Annotated in this window: 20 protein-coding genes and 3 pseudogenes; 6 read left to right on the top strand and 17 right to left on the bottom strand. The window is 43.4% G+C overall.

Annotated elements, in window-relative coordinates; all coding sequences use genetic code 11:
- Positions 1–226: 226 nt before the first annotated feature.
- Positions 227–514 carry a MazG nucleotide pyrophosphohydrolase domain-containing protein gene (locus tag CP947_RS04785; protein ID WP_096712094.1) on the bottom strand — a complete coding sequence of 96 codons (288 nt, stop codon included), beginning with the start codon at positions 512–514 and terminating at the stop codon, positions 227–229.
- Between the two features lie 10 nt (positions 515–524).
- Complete coding sequence (gene hisF, locus CP947_RS04790) at positions 525–1,346, bottom strand: imidazole glycerol phosphate synthase subunit HisF (protein WP_096712095.1); 822 nt, start codon at positions 1,344–1,346, stop codon at positions 525–527.
- Positions 1,347–1,467: 121 nt separating this feature from the next.
- Here hisF and CP947_RS04795 point away from each other — a divergent pair, with 121 nt between their 5' ends.
- From CP947_RS04795 to cbiQ, 3 genes are all read left to right on the top strand, one after another.
- A complete protein-coding gene (locus CP947_RS04795; protein WP_132130924.1) occupies positions 1,468–1,746 on the top strand; it encodes a hypothetical protein in 279 nt (92 codons plus the stop codon).
- Positions 1,747–2,212: 466 nt separating this feature from the next.
- Complete coding sequence (locus CP947_RS04800) at positions 2,213–3,073, top strand: energy-coupling factor ABC transporter ATP-binding protein (protein WP_096712097.1); 861 nt, start codon at positions 2,213–2,215, stop codon at positions 3,071–3,073.
- Positions 3,064–3,870 (top strand): cobalt ECF transporter T component CbiQ, encoded by an 807-nt coding sequence (cbiQ, locus tag CP947_RS04805; protein ID WP_096712098.1) that lies wholly within the window; start codon positions 3,064–3,066, stop codon positions 3,868–3,870. Before CP947_RS04800 ends, cbiQ begins: the two co-directional genes overlap by 10 nt.
- Here cbiQ and CP947_RS11115 read toward each other — a convergent pair.
- The 4 genes and pseudogenes from CP947_RS11115 to cbiM all read right to left on the bottom strand — a co-directional run.
- Positions 3,829–4,095: pseudogene (locus CP947_RS11115) on the bottom strand (IS5 family transposase); the annotation flags it as partial. The gene cbiQ and the pseudogene CP947_RS11115 overlap by 42 nt on opposite strands.
- Positions 4,096–4,104: 9 nt before the next feature.
- Positions 4,105–4,276 (bottom strand): annotated as a pseudogene (locus CP947_RS11120) (IS5/IS1182 family transposase); the annotation flags it as partial.
- Between the two features lie 241 nt (positions 4,277–4,517).
- The gene (locus CP947_RS04815) at positions 4,518–4,826 is read right to left on the bottom strand and encodes a PDGLE domain-containing protein (RefSeq protein ID WP_241646034.1); all 309 of its coding nucleotides are present in this window, start codon (positions 4,824–4,826) and stop codon (positions 4,518–4,520) included.
- Positions 4,823–5,536: a cobalt transporter CbiM gene (gene cbiM / locus CP947_RS04820; protein ID WP_363094249.1), complete on the bottom strand. Its 714-nt coding sequence runs from the start codon at positions 5,534–5,536 to the stop codon at positions 4,823–4,825. The genes CP947_RS04815 and cbiM overlap by 4 nt, the downstream gene beginning before the upstream one ends.
- 68 nt (positions 5,537–5,604) lie before the next feature.
- On the opposite strand from cbiM, the pseudogene CP947_RS11125 reads away from it, so the two are divergent.
- From CP947_RS11125 to CP947_RS04840, 3 genes and pseudogenes are all read left to right on the top strand, one after another.
- Positions 5,605–6,002 (top strand): annotated as a pseudogene (locus CP947_RS11125) (IS66 family transposase); the annotation flags it as partial.
- A 105-nt stretch (positions 6,003–6,107) separates the two neighbouring features.
- Entirely contained in the window at positions 6,108–6,461 is a 354-nt protein-coding gene (locus tag CP947_RS04835) for an IS66 family transposase (RefSeq protein WP_277749691.1), read from the top strand.
- A gap of 139 nt (positions 6,462–6,600) precedes the next feature.
- On the top strand, positions 6,601–6,792 hold the full coding sequence (locus CP947_RS04840; protein ID WP_243641511.1) for a hypothetical protein: 192 nt from the start codon (positions 6,601–6,603) through the stop codon (positions 6,790–6,792).
- Between the two features lie 12 nt (positions 6,793–6,804).
- Here the strand turns inward: CP947_RS04840 and CP947_RS04845 are convergent, their stop codons facing one another.
- The 11 genes from CP947_RS04845 to CP947_RS04890 all read right to left on the bottom strand — a co-directional run bounded on the left by CP947_RS04845 (position 6,805) and on the right by CP947_RS04890 (position 17,574).
- Positions 6,805–8,571 carry a ribosome biogenesis/translation initiation ATPase RLI gene (locus CP947_RS04845; RefSeq protein WP_096712103.1) on the bottom strand — a complete coding sequence of 589 codons (1,767 nt, stop codon included), beginning with the start codon at positions 8,569–8,571 and terminating at the stop codon, positions 6,805–6,807.
- 30 nt (positions 8,572–8,601) lie between these two features.
- A complete protein-coding gene (locus CP947_RS04850) occupies positions 8,602–8,988 on the bottom strand; it encodes an EMC6-like membrane protein (RefSeq protein ID WP_096712104.1) in 387 nt (128 codons plus the stop codon).
- Between the two features lie 84 nt (positions 8,989–9,072).
- Positions 9,073–10,056 (bottom strand): MBL fold metallo-hydrolase, encoded by a 984-nt coding sequence (locus CP947_RS04855; protein WP_096712156.1) that lies wholly within the window; start codon positions 10,054–10,056, stop codon positions 9,073–9,075.
- Positions 10,057–10,160: 104 nt separating this feature from the next.
- Positions 10,161–10,430, bottom strand: coding sequence for a thioredoxin family protein (locus CP947_RS04860; RefSeq protein ID WP_096712105.1), 270 nt, complete (start codon positions 10,428–10,430; stop codon positions 10,161–10,163).
- Between the two features lie 132 nt (positions 10,431–10,562).
- Positions 10,563–11,360, bottom strand: a complete 798-nt coding sequence (gene cofE, locus CP947_RS04865; RefSeq protein WP_096712106.1) for a coenzyme F420-0:L-glutamate ligase — start codon at positions 11,358–11,360, stop codon at positions 10,563–10,565.
- A complete protein-coding gene (gene thiC, locus CP947_RS04870; protein WP_096712107.1) occupies positions 11,344–12,588 on the bottom strand; it encodes a phosphomethylpyrimidine synthase ThiC in 1,245 nt (414 codons plus the stop codon). Before thiC ends, cofE begins: the two co-directional genes overlap by 17 nt.
- 17 nt (positions 12,589–12,605) lie before the next feature.
- Positions 12,606–13,523, bottom strand: coding sequence for a methylenetetrahydrofolate reductase (locus CP947_RS04875; RefSeq protein ID WP_243641510.1), 918 nt, complete (start codon positions 13,521–13,523; stop codon positions 12,606–12,608).
- Positions 13,524–13,550: 27 nt separating this feature from the next.
- Positions 13,551–14,162, bottom strand: coding sequence for a methylenetetrahydrofolate reductase C-terminal domain-containing protein (locus tag CP947_RS04880; protein WP_096712108.1), 612 nt, complete (start codon positions 14,160–14,162; stop codon positions 13,551–13,553).
- A gap of 32 nt (positions 14,163–14,194) precedes the next feature.
- On the bottom strand, positions 14,195–14,347 hold the full coding sequence (locus CP947_RS10505) for a hypothetical protein (protein ID WP_164909078.1): 153 nt from the start codon (positions 14,345–14,347) through the stop codon (positions 14,195–14,197).
- A gap of 47 nt (positions 14,348–14,394) precedes the next feature.
- Complete coding sequence (locus CP947_RS04885) at positions 14,395–16,320, bottom strand: hydantoinase/oxoprolinase N-terminal domain-containing protein (RefSeq protein ID WP_096712109.1); 1,926 nt, start codon at positions 16,318–16,320, stop codon at positions 14,395–14,397.
- A 621-nt stretch (positions 16,321–16,941) separates the two neighbouring features.
- A complete protein-coding gene (locus CP947_RS04890; RefSeq protein WP_096712110.1) occupies positions 16,942–17,574 on the bottom strand; it encodes a hypothetical protein in 633 nt (210 codons plus the stop codon).
- Positions 17,575–17,809: the final 235 nt, after the last annotated feature.

A 17,809-nucleotide genomic window follows, 5' to 3' on the forward strand; every position in this document is an offset into this window, starting at 1 on the left:
TTGCACAATTGGTTTACCGGTAATAATGTAGCATCGTCATTATTTTCCTTGATATTTTTTTGAAAACTGAAATGACAATAGCAATCATTGCATACAGCAGTAAAAATCAAATATCCAGAATGGATGAATGACGGATAAATCATTCCTCCCTTCGTACTGATACAACTAGATCTTCACAAAAATACAGAGACTATCAAACAAATTTGTTATTATATGAATGAATATATCAATCCGTGCAGATGCACGGATTCTTTCCACAGGTAGGACAACTCTGTGGATATTTTTCGTTGAATACCTCTTCCAGGTCTATCCCGTAGAGATTTGCCAGTGCCCCAATCCATGCAAAACAGTCAGCCAATTCCTCCCGGATGCTCTCCGGGTCATCCCGCCGGATAGCCTCGGCCAACTCACCCACTTCTTCCACCAGCCAGAGGGCGGTCGCTGTTTTTCCCCGCCTTTTGTCGTTCTCCAGATAGAGATCGCACATCAATTGCTGGAAGGCTGCTATCTCCATTATTGTCACCTCAGGGACGTACAGGCACGTTGTTCTTACGCAGGTGTTTTTTCACATCATCAACCGTATATTCCCCGAAGTGGAAAATGCTGGCAGCCAGTCCTGCATCGGCTTTACCTTTTACAAACCCTTCCTTCATGTGTTCAGGGCCACCCACACCGCCGGAAGCAATAATCGGGATTTCCAGTTCCTCGGACAGTTTGCGGGTTATCGGCAGGTCAAAACCATCATAGGTACCATCACGGTCCATGCTGGTTAGCAGGATCTCACCCGCACCCAGTTCTTCCACCTGTTTGGCCCACTGTACAGTATCGATACCGGTACGTTTGCGTCCGCCATAGATGACAACCTCATACCATACCCGGCTTCCGTCCTCAAGTTCGATGATGGTCTTGTCGGGATTGTTCTCAACGTCTGTATTGCGCTTACAATCAATAGCAACAACAATACACTGGGAGCCGAATATGTCCGCACCTTCCCGCACAAGTCCAGGGCTTTTGACCGCGGCGGTGTTGATGGAGACCTTATCCGCACCCGCACGCAGGATTTCACGGATACGTTGCACCGAACCAATTCCTCCCCCCACTGTCAGGGGAATGAAAACCTCGTTGGCTGTGCGCTGTATTACATCGATCATGGTATCCCTGCCTTCATGGGATGCCGTGATATCCAGGAAAACCAGTTCGTCAGCGCCCTGTTCATTATAGCGTTTTGCCAGTTCCACCGGATCACCGGCTTTCCTGAGGTCAAGGAATTCCACACCCTTAACTACGGTCCCGCCGGCTTCATCCAGGGTTACATCAAGACACGGGATGATTCTTTTTGTGAGCATGCAATTGACAATGAACCATTATTGTATTAAATATTGCTGTAGAAATACAGTACCTACTTCGTAAATTACATATACGTACAATAAATACATTCTATTGTTGACTAAAAACGGGAGTGGTTGTATGATGTACAGCAGGCATGCGTATGCCTCACCAGTGAGACATATGCTACATGACATGCCGCATGATTCCTTTGTCAATGCACACGTAGTGCTGCAGGATAAAAGAGAATGCGACATACCCCGGATCACTGATTGCAGGGAAACTTCCGACGGCAAATGGATTGTATTTGCCCAGCATATCGAGGATCGGGAAAAGGCAACATTCCTTAAGAAAAGGGATGTGCAGAGTTTCTATGTTTTTTATGTGCATACCCCGCATGACACCGGGGCATGTGCTTAATTTTTTTTCAATATCTTAAGAAAAGGTGATATGAAAGCATAAATTCAGCCTTGATTAGCCTATACTACATGCAATTAAATCACAAAATAATAAATATTAGTAACACTTATTGCTTTTCCTATATATAATAATCCTACAGGAAGAGTACAAAAGACTGATAAGATCATATTTTGAGAAAACACGGAAAATCGTAATGTATGTGCGGAGTTTTTGAACATCAATTTATTATGTGTTGTCCTGTTACTAGATGTATTTTCGTGCCTCTGACTTCTTATTGGGATTCGTAAAGATAGTATATTCTTAACTCCGGACTGACCAACAGATCACAGACACAATAAATGAATATGATAAACGGTGAAATAGGTAATACTAAACAACTATTTATAACAGCGTCCTTATGTAGAACCAAAAATTCCATCCTGAAAAGTATCTCATTTTCCCGTAAGAAGCACAGTGATCGATCAACATGACAAGTGATAGCCCTTTGATAGAGCTTAAAGAAACCTCATATTTCTACGCAAACAGCAAAACAAGAGCTCTTGACAATGTAAACCTGAGGATATACCCCGGAGAGAAGATAGCACTCCTCGGAGCGAATGGTGCAGGAAAGTCAACACTTTTCAAACATCTGAACGGCATACTCAAACCAAGTTCAGGCCAGGTTATTGTCAATGGACAGAAGATCTCCAGGAAGAACATAAAAGAAGTGAGACAGACCGTGGGGATCGTATTCCAGGACCCCAATGATCAGATACTGGCACCTACTGTCGAGCAGGATGTTGCTTTTGGACCAATGAACATGGGACTTCCCATCAAGGAGGTTGAGAGCAGAGTCTCCGAAGCCCTTGAACTTGTACACATGTCAGGTTTTGAAGAACGCTCACCTCATCACCTGAGCGGAGGGCAGAAAAAACTTGTGGCAATCGCCGGTATATTGGCCATGCGACCGCAGGTAGTAGTACTTGATGAACCCACTGCGGGACTGGATCCGCTGACCGCCAATAAGGTAATCAGTGTGATAGAGAAAATGAACAAAGATATGGGAATAACTGTAATACTTTCAACCCATGACGTTGATATCGTACCTCTATTTGCTGACAGGGTCTATGTTATCCACCATGGAAGGATTGAAGCAGAGGGAACCGCCAGAGAGATATTCAAAAAACATGAGATACTGGAACATGCACACCTGAGGATGCCCAGAATCGCAGAGGTCTTCGAGCTGCTGCTGGAGAGTGGAATCGAGGTGGATATAAAGATAACACCACACGATGCAAGGGATGAAATACTTCGTCTTCTGGGAATGCAGGCAGGAAAATGCAGATAACGCTTACCGATATCGAGAGAGAATCCTACAAGAACAGTCCCGTTCACGGCCTTGACGGCAGGGTCGAGATACTTGTGACAATTGCAATAATAGTCTTTGCAGTAAGCCTTCCGCGCATAGATGACAGCAATTTCATTCGCCTTGCAATAATTGAATTGTACCTTATCATCCTGATACTGCTAGCAAGACTGAATCTTTTCTACGTGCTGGTCAGATTCCTTGCAGTGCTGCCATTTGGACTGTCAATAGTCCTGATTCAACCCTTTGTGAGACAACCTTTCATTGATACGTTCACAGTATATACAGAGCTCCCGCTTGGCATCACAATGACCTATGAAGGCACATACTTCGGATTGACACTTCTTGCAAAATACACAGTCTGTGTGACAGCCATCGTACTTCTTTCCTCCACAATGAAGATGAACGAAATGGTCGTATCCGCAAGGCGCCTTGGAATTCCCAGGGAATTCACGCTTCTGCTGACAATGATGGTAAGGTATCTCTTCGTATTCTGGATAATGCTCAAGCGCATCAGGACAGCCCAACAGACCCGCCTTTTTGACATATGGAACAAAAATGCACCGCGCAGATGGATACTTGAGCAGGTGGGATATACAATCAGTTCTTTGTTCATCCGCTCCTATGAACAGGGGGAGCGAACGTACATCAGCATGTTATGCAGGGGTTACGGGAATGATACTGCCAACATCTATATGCACAGTAACAAATTAAGATTCAAGGATGTTTTCTTTTTCTTAGCAACAACCGTAATTTTGATATTTTCTGCTGTTATGTAAAAAAGGCTCTGTAGAAAAACTCATTTGAATAATTACTGAAACAGAGATTGCCCGACCTATATTATGGAATAAGAACTTGAACTTAACTTCTTTGACCTGATTTCTGTATTTCCTTGTCCTCAATTCTTCTCTATACTTCCTTTCCAAAACAGAAAACATCGTCTCTGCCAGGTTTCTATAATGGTATATATTTTCATCAAATTCATCTCTCATCTTTCGACGATATACCATTAATTCAACAAGTTTAACTAACTCAACAAGGTTAACAACATCTCTATAGTTCTTACCTGTGTACTCTTTGATCAATACCAGTGTCATTAACTGATGTTGAGTATATTTTCGTTTGGGATACTTACAACTGTGGATTGGAAGATGAGATATACAGCTACAGACAAGCTGTATCAATAAAGTTTAATTAATCGCTTGACATGCCATCAAATCACAGATTTAATGGGAATTCCAGATTTCCAATCTGGAACAAAATACATTCATCACCTTTGTGTTTTTATGGCTAAAATCACATTGGGAATTGTTCTTATAAAAGTAATTATTAGTGGAAATTAGAAGAAAGGGTTTCTACAGAGATGCAAAAAATTAAAAGAAGGTATAAATACTCCACACCAAACGCAACGCTTAAAGGCAGAGGATCATTTCTTTACTAATTTTCCGATGACAAAAGCAATGACCAACATCATGAGAGTGCCAGAGACGATAGCTACCACTTCACCCGTCTTACCATGGCCTTCAATCGCGTAATCAGGCACTGGTGACTCGAAGACCGGATCCATTTCTTCCATGGCGGCCATCTTTACTTCATCAATTACATCATAGGATGCACTCTCAAGACCATCAGGGTCCTGAGATGCAATAAAAGGTGCAAGGACGGATATTAGCAATGCAATGGCAATACCTGCGTAAAGGAACTTCATGTTGTTTTCTGACATGATCTCACTCATGCTGTCACACCTCCTGACTCTGCACTCAGAAAGGAGTTATCAAGAAGATCCGGCCTTGATTTCTGGATTGCTGTTATCACTATGGCAGTGATAAGACCTTCGCCTACGAACCCTATTATCAGATGATACAGACCCATTGCTGTAAGTCCTGCAGCAAGCGGGAAGGTTCCTGCAATGTACATTTCAACAGCACAGGCAAGGGCAGATACGAATAGACCAAGCCATGCACCGATGAAGGCGGAAATTGTTATACTGAGCTTGCTTTTCCTGAGAGCGACAAATGTGTAATAGCCCAGAAATCCAGAAATTACGCCCATGTTAAGGATATTTGCGCCCATTACAGTGATACCACCGTCAGCAAATACAAAACCCTGCACAAGCAGGACAAGTGTGAGTACAAGTACACCTGCAAAGGGGCTTCCGAAGATAATAGCCACAAGAGCTGCCCCGATCATATGACCACTGGTACCCATGCCGATTGGAATATTTAGAGCCTGTATTGCAAAAATACCAGCTGCAAGAGCTGCCAGTATAGGTACTTTTGTGTCATCAAGTTCTTTTCGAGCCCATTTGACGGACATAAAAATAAATGGGAGGGCAATGACCCAATAAATCATTGCCTGACTTAAAGGCATAAATGAATCTGGTATATGCATTTTAATTCCTCTTTTTGTTAATTGAACAAAATTCAATATGAAATTTGTTCTCATTCGTAACACTTACATGAATGGAAATAGTGTCATATATATTTATGGGATAGATTAAGCCTGCTACCGTATTGTTCTCTGATATTTTAGGATGCAGAATAAGTCCTGCGACAATAATGAACACAGAACGCAGTTGCTTTGCAAAACTTGAAGGTTTTGAAAACAAAATGAACAATACCTTAAACAATCTCCTGTGATCAATCTGGATGAAACTGGGATGAGGATTAATGCAACTCGTGATTGGCTCCATGTGGCGGGGACGAACAAACTGAAATATTATTTCCCACATAAAAAGAGAGGTTCAGATGCAATGAACACATGGGTATTCTACCAGGTCACACTAGTGTTGCAACTCATAATTTCTGGAAACCTTACAACAAATACGATTGGAAGCATTCATTATGAAATGCGCATCTATTGAGGGAGTGGAGCTTCTGAAAATAGTGATCAACAATGGCCAAAGATAATGCCAGATCTGTTGATGTGCATCAAACATCATGTTAATAATGGTCTTTTAGATCCGGAGTCAAATCAAAGGTTAAGTGAAGATTAGGGTCACGTCATTTGTTTTGGGATAAGTGAAAATCCTCCAGACCTTGAATCAAATGTTCAGTCTGGAAAACAAGGACCTAAAAAGCAAACCACGGTAAAGAATTTGCTGGATCGGTTTATAGGATACAAGGAAGATATCATGCAGATTATGTACTACCCAAACGTTCCCTTTGATAACAATCAGGAGGAAAGAGACATCAGGATGACGAAAGTACAGCAGAAGATATCAGGTACTTTCCGTAGCGAAAAGGGTACAAGGAATTTCTGCCGCCTTAGGGGTTACGTTTCTGCTGTCAACAAGAAATCTGTATCTGTTATAGACTCGATCAGTGAAATATTCTATGGGATTCCACTTATTCCATTATTGCAGAATTGAGCGCAGATAGAGAAGTCAGCGTGGTGGAAACGAGCTAGGCTGAATAGTTACAAATCGGGAAATAATTGCCGAAGGTACGCCTCGCGAAATATTTTCAGACTGGCAATTACTCAGGGATAACAATCTGGAGGCACCCGATGTGTTCAAACTATTCCAGGTACTCACATGTTTTGGATATGACTGTGAGAAGTTGCCCTTAAGCATTAATGAAGCAGTTGAAGAATTAACAAAAACGATAGAAAGTGGCAAAGGACATGTCCACCTGCACATTCATGAACATACCCACAGGAATGTCAGTGAGTACCTGAGTAACTATAATCACCACTCATAAAAAATAACCTTCTCATTCATCCAGAGTGTAATAATAATATTCACCCTTGGATTTTTGCAACCTGTCCAGATGTGAATCCTTTTTATTGACCCGGGGCCGGGACGTATCTTCATCACGGCGAAAAGTTATGTCCAGGTTGGAGAGGAACTTATTCATTCCTTTCTGCATACCGGTCGGAGAATGGGCTTCACCATATACAGCCGGCTCACCTTCAAACACAATCAACCTTTCACTTAGCATATCGATCATGTAAATATCATGATCTACAACCATGGCGGTTTTCTTATTGTTCTCGGCAAAACGCTTGATGGTCCTGGTGGCCTGGGAACGCTGCTCTACATCAAGATGAGCACTGGGTTCATCCAGAATATACATGTCTGCATCCCTGGTCAAACAGGCTGCTATTGCAACCCTCTGTAGTTCACCACCACTGAGGTCTGTCAGCATGCGGTCATAGAGTCTTTCAAGCTGGAGAGGTTTGGCAATCTCGGCCTCATAGTAACTGGTGTCGACCTTTGAGGAGATTCCCCTCAGGAAATACTTAACCGGCAGATTCTGATCAACTACGACATACTGGGGCTTATAGGAAATGGATATATCAAAATCCATCTCTCCACCATCCGGTTCCTCCTCGCCCGCAAGGACCTTTACGAAAGTGGACTTACCGATTCCATTGGGACCGACAACACCGAGCACTTCACCGTTTTTAAGAGAACCTCCAGCTGCTTTGAGGCTAAACTTATCATAGTTCTTGGAAAAGCCCTCATATTCCACAAGCGTGCCTACTTCTTTTTCAGCTCTTGGGGGATGTACCTCAAAATTAATACTGTCCGGCCTGACACGCACATTTTCCTCGGGAAGATAGCCTTTGAGATACTGATTGATGGCAATACGCACTCCCTTGGGATGAGTAATCACACCATAGCCGGAAGGCATACCATAAGCAACATGTACCACATCAGAGAGCATGTCCAGAATTGCCAGATCGTGTTCTACAACAAGTACGGCCTTGTCCTGTGAAATTTCCTGAATTAACTGGGACACTTTTATACGCTGGTAAATGTCAAGATAGGGACTGATCTCATCAAAAAAGTAGAAATCGGCATCTTTGGCAGCACAGGCAGCAATCGCTACTCTCTGGAGTTCCCCTCCGCTCAAGTCCCCGATATTGCGATCCATTATATGAGATAAACCGAGTTTATTCACAAGATCATCCAGCCTGCCGCATTCATCTGTATTTTCAAGCAGTTCACGGGTTTTGCCCTTGAAAGCTTTGGGGATCATATCCACATTCTGGGGTTTCTGGGAAACTTTTATAGTGCCTTCTGCAACCTTGCTGAAATATTCATACATAGAGGTTCCTGAATAATATTCAAGCACCTCATCCCAGCTTCCTTCCTCACCACCAAAATTGGGGATCATGTTTCCTGAAAGAATCTGCACACAGGTACTTTTACCGATACCATTGGGCCCCAGAATACCGGTTACCCTGCCGGTTTCAACTGAAGGCAGGCCATAGAGTGCAAAGCCATTGGTACCATAGCGATGGATTGGTTTATCCAGTTCCTCGGGCAGGCCAATGATCATAATGGCATCAAAGGGGCATTTATTGACGCATATACCACAACCCACACACATTTCTTCTGAAATAATGGGTTTCCCGTCTTCTCCAAAAATGATGGTTTCATCGCCTGTCCTGACGCGGGGACAATATTTCTCACACTCGTGGCTGCATCTTCTGGGCTGACATCTATCTTTATTCAGTACTGCAATTCGCATATCAAAATACCTGCCAGACAAGAGTGGATATCAGTTCAAAAGTAATGTCCATGTGACAAGGCAAAAATCAATAACTATGAACTCTACGTAAAACCAATCTTTCATACCAAATTCCTTGGTATCGATATTGATCTTTGGGTAAATCAGGCGCTGGGCGTAATAGGCAAGTATTGCAACAATTACAAGGATAGCATACCATTTTGTGTCCGCTCCTATTCCCAGTACGTTGAATGCTATGATACCTGCGAAAATTCCTATAAAAGCAGCAACTGCAGTCTTCACGATACCCTCAACATGAGCTGCTCTCTTCTCCTCGGGGGTCATGACCTTCGTAGCTGTGGCCACTTCTGCAGCAGAAGCCTTTTCCCCTTCAGCAGGCTTATTTTCCTTTTTTGATTTATTTGCTTTATTTTTCAAGGGGCATCTTCTCCTGAATGAATATTATAAATGAACATACAACACAATAACCTATATAAACGTTTATTCATAGGTGATCACCTATTACATAAATTCATTGCTGACAACATTATTGATATCCGCAAGGCAAACGGCATCATAACCCAATGAATTCAGATGACAAGCAAATCTAGAGGGACGATGTCCCCCGGGATGATAAACAACCACAAATTCAGGATCGATATCCAGAACCATTTTTTCCAGGCCTGAAGCATCCAGGTGGTCGCTGATATTAATGGAAGGAAACCTATGGTCCCGGCGTCCTGTAATCATGTATTTGGACATATAAAGGGGAAGTTCTTCGAGTTTGCCCGGAGAAACAACATTGACTCCAGCTCCTGCACCCATTGAAACAAGTTCACCTGCATCCTCAAGCAGGTTTTGTGTAAGTTCCTGCGACTTATCATCCATCCCTATTGGCCCTTCATAACCTGATTGCCTGATCAGTCTGACAACTCTTTGCGCCTTCCCGAAGGGATACGCGCCAAATGCTACATCCTGGGGAGATTCAAGAGCCGCATATAATCCTTCCAGGTCATCCTCAAAATAACAGGAAAGGTCAGCAGGATCTCCATAATTTGCCTCGGTTATGAGTACATCACAAGAGGGAAGATTTGAGGCATCCTTCACATCACCTGTTGCAAGAATACGCATCCCATTTTCATTTTCCCACCCAAAGGCCACAGAACCATCGGTGTGATGGGTTGGATAGGTCTGGATTTTTACTCCCCTATGCTCAATAAGCCCATTTTCCCCTGTCAAATTGCCTTTAAAGTTACGACTATGCCGTACCTCCAGGGCATTCATGGTTTTTTCCGTGCATATTGAGCACTCAGAAAGCATTGCTGAACTTCCATGATGGTCAGAATGGGCATGGGTTATCAAATAAGCGTCTGGCTGCGGATATTTTGCCGCAACCCTTGTAGAATCAATAAAAAAAGAACGCAAATTCCCTTCTTCACTTCTGAACTTTACAGCCAGATGGGGCTTGAAACTTCCACGGGCGTTTTTTTGCCTATACGGCATCATACCCATCCTGACCAAACGCTGCACTTGTAATACCTCAGGACAGGAAAGGATTACAACTTATTTACCATTTCCGAAAAAAGAAGATAAAAGAAAAGGAGAATGTATCAGAACAATTTATTCAGTTCAGCACTCAGTATATCGGCACTGGTTACACCGGTATACCTTTTAATTTCCGAACCATCTTTTTCGATGATTAGGGTAGGTACCGCATGAATTCCATATTTCCCGGCAAGATCCGGACTCTGGTCCACATCAACTTCCTTAATATCGACCTTGTCGCCGAGTTCCTTCTCCAGGTTCTCAAGAATTGGTTTCTGCATCTTGCATGGGCCACACCAGGTGGCGCTGAAATCATATAATACAACATTACTCATCCGATATCACCTTGAATATTACCATATATATCTACAACAGTATCTTTGAAATGCTTTACCGTGGGTTGCACGGTGTTGCACCAACCATACAAAATCATGTTTTTATCCTATATAAATTTGCTGGTGCAAGAATCAGGGTTTCGATGTACCGTTCATACGAATATTGCTATAATACATACATTCTTCCCTGGAAAAGAGAGGCATAGGCACATCTTCATCCACCAACATTACAGGTGCATTCCTCACAATTACGCAGGGTACACTTTCTCCACCCTCACCCATTACAAGCTGGCAGGCAGACATAATATTATCAGCCACAGCCTTATGAGTGATATGAAGGATATTTCCAAACAGGTCACTCTCTCCCCGGGCATCCTCGACCGGAATTATTCCGGAGGTACCAAGCGCCACACCCACACATCCCAGTCGCAGGGGCTGGGTACGACTGTCACCCACAATTACACCTATATCACATCCAAATTTATCCCTGAGTCCTTTCCTTATAACTGAAGCACTTTTATCGGCATCTTCTGGAAGCAGGACAACATGGCCTGCCGGGGCATTGGAACCATCAATTCCTGCATTGGGAGAAAGATTTCCTTTAGTTATAGTCAATGCGGCACCGGGCACTCCCCCGAATACTTCATCACATTCCTGCAACACCAATTCCATTTCCCGCGGATCGAGGCTGTAGCGGTGGGCCAGTTTCAGTGCCTGTTGTGTGGGACTTATGTCTGAAAGGTTCACTATCCTTCCTTCAGCTGTAGCAACTGCAGATTCGGCCAGCACTACCACGTCACCATTTTCCAGAGTAATGGATTGTTCTGCAAAAGATTTTGAAAGAATCTCTACAATATTATCCCCGGAATTTATAATGGGGGTTTTTACGCCTATAAGCTGCATTGAAGGGGATTTATTCGCCTTCTGCAAGATATTCCCCCATTATCTGGATGGCACAATATTCCCCACACATGGAACAGGGGCCCTCCATCGGGCAAAAATCCCTTGGACGATCCGGGTCAACAGCAAGTTCCATCTGTCCTTCCCAATCAAAACTGGCGCGTCTTTTTGCAAGCATACGATCTTTTTCTGCCATACCATATTTCATCGAGTCACCTATATGAGCCGCTATCTTGAAAGCAACAAGGCCTTCCATCACCTGATCCGGGGTTGGCAGGGAAAGGTGTTCGGAAGGAGTTATGTAACAAAGATAATCGGCACCGGCACCGCTTGCCATACTTGCCCCTACAGCCCCTGCGATATGATCATAGCCCAGGGCAATATCCGTAGGCAGGGGACCTGCCACAAAAAGGGGATGAGGGGATTTGGAACGATAGGCCTCAACATATTCAGCAATGGAAGATGCTGCCACATGGCCACCCATACCTTCTATGATTACCTGCACGCCTTGCTCATTGGCACGTTTTGCAAGGGCTGCATTTTTTTCCATCTCCATCAGCTGGGCCGGGTCCGGCCTGTCATGGATACAGCCGCTTCTCATAGTGTTACCCAAAGACAGCACCACATCCTTATCCCGGAGAATTGCCATGACCTCATCGAAGTTTTCAAGAAATGGGTTTTCACAGCCGCTGACTAACATGAAGACACTGGTAAATGAGCCTCCCTTGGAAACCATTCCCATCAGCCTTCCCGAACCCTTCACTTCCTCAAGCATCGCTCTTTCCACACAGTGCAATACCACAGAACTTATGCCTTCGGCTACCTGGGATCTGAGATAGGAAAGAATGTCAGCTGAAGTGACATTTTTCAGCCCACATTCCACAACTGCCTGGTAAACGGGAACCGTAGTCAATGGCAAGGTGGTGTTTTCGATAATTGCTTTACGAATCTGCGGGATGTCTCCCCCCATTGAAAGATCGGTTATGGTATCGGCACCGTATTTTTCTGCAATCCGGGCTTTTTCAATCTCTGAGGAGGGATCAATGCTCGCAGCGGAACTGCCAAGATTTACATTGATTTTGGTAGTAGCCCCTTCCCCGATGGCAACCGGAGGATTGCCCTGTCTTGTCATGATTACAAGGCTGCCCCTTGCGACACGGGATAGTACCGTGTCAGGATTCATTTTTTCCTGTACTGCGACCTGCTGCATCTCAGCGGTCAGTTCACCGTTTTTGGCATGATCGATCTGTGTAAGCATAATAATCCCTAAAAGGGTCAGTGTTTTTCATGTAAGCCGGCCATTTCAAAGAGGGCCGTGATATGCCTGTAATGGCCAATGGGCATAAGATGGATACCCCTGCACACCTTCTTTAATTCACGTATCTGTTCGGCACATATTAGAAGGCCTTCTTCTGCAGGATCTGTCGAGGATTCCATGCGTGCTATCAGTTCATCACCAACCCGGATACCCGGTATCTTTTCGTTCATGAAACGGGCCATATGGGCGGACTTGAGAGGAATAAGCCCCGCAAGCACCGGCACCTCCATATGGGAAATGCCTTCCATGAATGTTTCAAAATGTCCGATATCATAGACAGCCTGGGTCTGGAAAAAATCAATTCCCATATGTGCTTTCTTTTCAAGTTTCATTAGCTGCAGAGGCTGATCGGGTTCGGTGTTGCAGACTGCACCTTTTGTAAAGGAGGGAGCTGATTCCAGAGGGTTGCCTGCAATGTCATAGCCGCCCTCCAGTTGATTCATTGCCCCGAGCAGTTGTACCGAATCAAGATCATACACCGGTTTTGCACCGGGGTTGTCACCCTTTGTCGGGTAGTCCCCGGACATTATACAGACATTTTCCATACCCATTGCATAAGCCCCGAGCAGATCGGACTGGAGAGCCAGGCGATTGCGATCCCTGCATGTAAATTGCATAATAACATCCAGCCCCCGCTCCTTTAACAGGTGACCCATTGCCAGCGGAGACATACGCATAACCGCACGCTGATTATCGGTAACGTTAAAAGCGTCCACATAATCCCGTACCAGTCCTGCTTCCTCAAAGACCGAGGAGACATCCACACCTTTGGGTGGTGATATCTCTGACGTTACTATAAATTCATCGGACAGCAATTTTTCCTTGAAGGCAGAGGGCATGGCAGGATAATATGTGACATTGGTTTTTAAACTCATCGAAGCAGGAAAAGGAAATAGTAATACTCAGCCATTATATTCCTTCGGCTCGAAAATCCTCTCCAGCAGGTCCAGTCGGCCAATCTCTTTGAGCCTTAAGTATATCAATTCCCAGGCACAATCCCTGTCAGGGTCAACTTCACATTTACCTTGCATTGCACCGCCGCAGGGACCATTCATAAGACCCTTGGGACAGCGGGCCGTCGGGCAGACACCGCCAAAAAAATCTGCAATACAGCTGCCACACATGGCACACAGGTCTTTTCTGACATGGCCTTCTGAATATCCACCCAGTGAATTGGTGTTTGTTGCAGGATGCACCGGAACATCCACAAGAGAGGAAACCACTGAAATACCGCTGCCACAGGACATTACTATAATGGTGTCGGCTCTTTCGATTGCAGGATCATTCTCCAGCAAACTCTCCTTTGATTTAATGTTGCAGGCAGCCTTTGCAACTCCTCCACCAATTACTTCTTTTCCCGCATTCCTTAATTTGCGGCACATAGCCTCAACTTCAGGTTCCCCGCCTACATGTAACTTGGTGGCACAGACTCCGCAGCCCAGCACAAATATCTTGCCGGGATCATCGAGGTTTTCCAGGATTTCTTCAAAGGGTTTGGAAGAGGAGATTATCATAGGTATCCATTCTGCAAAAGGAAAAGATGGTATTAAAGTTTACCAATACATTCGAATAAATTAGCATAACTATCATTGTTTTGTGCTGATGTTCCTCTTGCGTTTTCCGCATCTTCTGCAGAAATAATGTTTCTCTGCAACACTGGAAGAGAAATCAGAATAGCCTCCGGTATTTTTCCATTCATGGATACCAATAAAGCAAAGGAGTTTGGATAATTGCATTCCAATCTCCTTATTTTTCAATCTCCGGCATTCCTATACCCACAAATGTCAGCTTGGTCTCAACAGGCAAGCCACTACCTTCATGGAGTTTGATTTCCTGCTTGCTGACTTCCACTTTAACATCTTCGCGATCCAGACCGGCTTCTTTCATATATTCAAGCACTATTTCCCTGCCGAGTTTTTCAGCTGCTTCAAGTGCATCCGGATAACTTGGGAATTTTTGCCTGCCATGCGGGGAGAACATCATTATGCCTGCTTTGTTTCCCTTGGATATCGTACGAATCAGAATCTCCACACGTTTGATACCTTTACCCACAACTGCCCCCACAGCATTACCAACTTCCGCATGTTCAGGGAGGATTATGTCGGCATCCAGCAATTCATTCACTTCATTCACATAAGCACTTACAGGTCCGCCCAGAAGTATAACCGGAACATCTACTTTGAAATGACTGTAAAACTCTTTCTGGTTTGCAATGATTGTCTCAATTTCCTCTTTATCCACCTTCCGGAGAAGATAGGCCATTATGTATAATGCCATATTATGGGCAAATTTGGATTTTACAGTCTTGGAAAACTTGCTTTTTTCCAGAAAAGTCAACCTGCCCAATGTGTTTGCACCTATATGGGATGCTTCCGCATTCCAGGCATCATACTCACCGAGTACATGTAATGCATCCGTAGGAGTAAAGCCGATAGCCTGCACCAGTCTTTTCTGGATCAGCCTGTCCAAAAGCAGAGGAGAAGGCAATCTGTCGATGAATATCTCGGTAACAGAGACGGGTTCTTCACCTATATTATCCAGAATTTCCTTTTCAAGTTTACTGATATTTGGAATCTCTTTACCTGTTTTAACAAAGAATTTGGTGGGCTGGATATTCTCACACATCTGCATTTTGGAAGGAGTACGTGAAAGTTTGAGCTTATCAATAATCGATGGCCATTTAGAAGCTGCTACACATAGAGGCATGACCCGGCGAGGGCCAATGTTTATCTTCTGGGCTTTGATCCAAACGTGGCTATCTCCCCCCATAGCTGAGGTTTCCATGCGTAGGGCCTGTACCTTGGTCTGCCAGCCTCCCACTACTGCGCCCCTGTCGGTAATCTCGGGCAACCCGTCATTTATCATGGCTACATCGGTACTGGTACCACCGACATCAATAGCAAGACATGTCGGAGAATCCGATAAATAGGACGCACCGACAAGACTTGCGGCAGGTCCTGAAAATATGGATTCAATGGGTTTTTCTTTGGCTTCCTCGATACCCACAACTGAACCATCACATTTGAGCATCAGAAGACGAGCATTAATGTTACGTCTTTCCATTTCACCAATAACTGTTTCTATGAACTGACTTGTTATAGGTATCAATTGGGCATTGAGATAAGCAGTAACTCCTCTTTCATAGGCCCCCAATGCCTGGGACAGCTCATGGCCACAGACCACCGGCATTCCGGTAATTTCTTTTACGATCTCTTTTGCCCGCAGTTCATGGTTTGGGTTACGTATACTAAAATAGGACGAAATGGCAAAAGCCGACACGTTCTCCTTCATTTTTGTCACATAATCCCTGATAGCCTGCTCGTCCAGAGGGGCTATTTCCTCACCATAAGAGCCGTGTCCCCCTTTAATTACAACAGAATTGTCGATGGAATGTCCTTCAGGAATCGAATAATCCCCGATCATCAACAATGCCACAGGGTAACCGGTTTTTTCCAGAATGGTGTTCGTGGACAGGGTTGTGGAGACAGATACTAATTTTACCTTTGTAAGGTACTCTTGATCCAATCCGTCAAGCGAATTTCTTATTCCTTCAAGAAGGTCCGGATAAGTGGTAAGAGCTTTATTTGAATCGATTACTGCTCCGTCCGAATCCCTGATTATAACCGAATCCGTATATGTGCCACCTGCATCAATTCCCATACTGTATTGCATAATAGTTGTCTCCAATTAATTAGTCCATCTCTAAATTATATGCTGCAAGCATAATCAAATTAATACACAGGAAACAATATATCCTGTATCGCAAACTGCCTGTACACAACATGTTGTGAACGATTTGCAATGTATCACATGGTTTTGCATTATCCATACAAAATCATGATTATATAATATATATCATTTGGGGAATGCCAGTATAAAAAGACATGGTATGCAACAGTATTAATGAAATAGAAGGGATTTCAAGGCAAATGTAGCATGAATAACGATATGCAGGATCGTAATAATCCTGCAAGGGAGCATTTAGCATATTGCTTATAGACCGGTAAACCATTCGATTGGCCCCAGAGTATAGCATCTATTTCATAAATTCTGAATAGATTTGCCTATACTTTTATTGCAATATGTTTAACTAATTAAATACTGGTATAGTTTTAAACATACTGATTTATGCTTTAATAGGAATTCTGATCACAGCGTAATATTTGTATATTATAAGAATCTGGAAATCGACTTAGAACAACATTTGAAAAAATATGATCCGTTTATCTAGTTGTACCAACTTCAAGCATTCTTCAACAAGGAACACAGCCTCCTCATTCAAATTACCATAACTTAACTACTCTTCGAAATAGCTTCCCAGATGTACAATCCCCCCAACATAGGCCCCATCACAAACAAAAAAGATAACATCAGAACAGCAATGAGTTCGCTATTAATACCACGCGGATCAATTAATTCATTTCCAACAAGCACTAAACCATTTATTGCAGAAAAAAACAAAATTATCTTCAGATTCCTGGTATTGTTGCATCCGATAGAACGAGCATAAATGTAGAAACTTACAGGCATTGCTACCAGAAGCAATGTAAGAAGCATGAATGCAATTCCTTGTAAAAAGTTAAATTCATTCTCAACTCCTAAATTGAGCTTTGAGTGCGAAATAATTGCCAAAAACGCAATTACACATGAACAGACGATCAAAGGCAGACCAGCAACATTCCTGCTCTTAAATACTTTAAACACAATCAAGGACATTGGAAGTATGTAGATAACACCTACTATCAGGTGATAGATATCTATAATCGGTTCAGGCAAGTACATGTTGACTAAAGTCATTCCTAAAACTGACCATCCTAGCCAAATCCATCCCATAAATAAAAGAGATGCCTCCCAGGGTTCCTCTTTAATTCTATCAATAGATGATGTTGGCAATCCATGTTTCCTTTTCATTTTTTCTTTCTCCAAATCCAACTATCCACTTCAAATGCACCACAGTGTTACTTCTTCAATAAATAGAATTGTATTTAAATTTCCTTCACTAAAAGCGCAGCAGCCTCATTCAATTTACCACAACTCAACTACTCTTTGACATAACTTCCCAAATGTATAATCCCCCAAATATAGGACATATCACATACAGAAAACAAATTCGAACCCTGCCTCCGGGCACGGGGTTTCAGTTATTCCGTCAAGACTTGCT

The sequence above is a fragment of the Methanohalophilus euhalobius genome (assembly GCF_900215215.1).
Lineage (GTDB): Archaea > Halobacteriota > Methanosarcinia > Methanosarcinales > Methanosarcinaceae > Methanohalophilus > Methanohalophilus euhalobius.

Bases quoted from the DNA above. Each gene is read 5' to 3' on its own strand.
- CP947_RS04785 (WP_096712094.1), bottom strand. From the start codon at position 514: ATGGAGATAGCAGCCTTCCAGCAATTGATGTGCGATCTCTATCTGGAG.
- hisF (WP_096712095.1), bottom strand. From the start codon at position 1,346: ATGCTCACAAAAAGAATCATCCCGTGTCTTGATGTAACCCTGGATGAA.
- CP947_RS04795 (WP_132130924.1), top strand. From the start codon at position 1,468: ATGATGTACAGCAGGCATGCGTATGCCTCACCAGTGAGACATATGCTA.
- CP947_RS04800 (WP_096712097.1), top strand. From the start codon at position 2,213: ATGACAAGTGATAGCCCTTTGATAGAGCTTAAAGAAACCTCATATTTC.
- cbiQ (WP_096712098.1), top strand. From the start codon at position 3,064: ATGCAGATAACGCTTACCGATATCGAGAGAGAATCCTACAAGAACAGT.
- CP947_RS04815 (WP_241646034.1), bottom strand. From the start codon at position 4,826: ATGAGTGAGATCATGTCAGAAAACAACATGAAGTTCCTTTACGCAGGT.
- cbiM (WP_363094249.1), bottom strand. From the start codon at position 5,536: ATGAGAACAAATTTCATATTGAATTTTGTTCAATTAACAAAAAGAGGA.
- CP947_RS04845 (WP_096712103.1), bottom strand. From the start codon at position 8,571: ATGCGAATTGCAGTACTGAATAAAGATAGATGTCAGCCCAGAAGATGC.
- CP947_RS04855 (WP_096712156.1), bottom strand. From the start codon at position 10,056: ATGATGCCGTATAGGCAAAAAAACGCCCGTGGAAGTTTCAAGCCCCAT.
- CP947_RS04860 (WP_096712105.1), bottom strand. From the start codon at position 10,430: ATGAGTAATGTTGTATTATATGATTTCAGCGCCACCTGGTGTGGCCCA.
- thiC (WP_096712107.1), bottom strand. From the start codon at position 12,588: ATGCTTACACAGATCGATCATGCCAAAAACGGTGAACTGACCGCTGAG.
- CP947_RS04875 (WP_243641510.1), bottom strand. From the start codon at position 13,523: ATGAGTTTAAAAACCAATGTCACATATTATCCTGCCATGCCCTCTGCC.
- CP947_RS04880 (WP_096712108.1), bottom strand. From the start codon at position 14,162: ATGATAATCTCCTCTTCCAAACCCTTTGAAGAAATCCTGGAAAACCTC.
- CP947_RS10505 (WP_164909078.1), bottom strand. From the start codon at position 14,347: ATGAATGGAAAAATACCGGAGGCTATTCTGATTTCTCTTCCAGTGTTG.
- CP947_RS04885 (WP_096712109.1), bottom strand. From the start codon at position 16,320: ATGCAATACAGTATGGGAATTGATGCAGGTGGCACATATACGGATTCG.